At 33.1% G+C, this 478-nt stretch carries 1 protein-coding gene; it reads left to right on the forward strand.

Annotated elements, in window-relative coordinates:
• On the forward strand, window positions 1–478 hold a 478-nt coding region (locus ALO_RS19850), incomplete at both ends, for an NUDIX hydrolase (RefSeq protein WP_004099831.1).

The raw sequence follows: 478 nt of genomic DNA on the forward strand, positions 1-478 counted from the left end.
ATGGTTGCAATGGGCCGTTGAATTACAGAGTATAGCACAAGCAGGATTGTTTTATGCAAAGGACAATTTTGATATAGAGCGTTATGAAAGAATAAGAGAAATTACAGCAGAAATACTTAGTTATAAATCAGATATACCTACTGATAAGATAAAAAATTTATTCTGTAATGAGGTGGGCTATCAAACACCTAAATTAGATAGTCGTGCTGCCATTTTTAAAGAAGATAAAATTTTACTTGTAAGAGAAAATAATGATACATGGTCATTGCCGGGAGGATGGGTTGATGTCGATGTATCAGTAAAAGAAAATACTATAAAAGAAGTAAAAGAAGAATCAGGATTAGATGTTACAGCGGACTTAGTCATTGCAGTACAGGACAGGGAAAAGCATAACCTGCCGATTTATGCTTATAAGATTTGCAAGATATTTATCCTATGTACAGTCATAGGCGGTAGTTTTGAAAAAAATATTGAAACT

This window comes from Acetonema longum DSM 6540 (genome assembly GCF_000219125.1).
In the GTDB taxonomy this organism is placed as follows: domain Bacteria; phylum Bacillota; class Negativicutes; order Sporomusales; family Acetonemataceae; genus Acetonema; species Acetonema longum.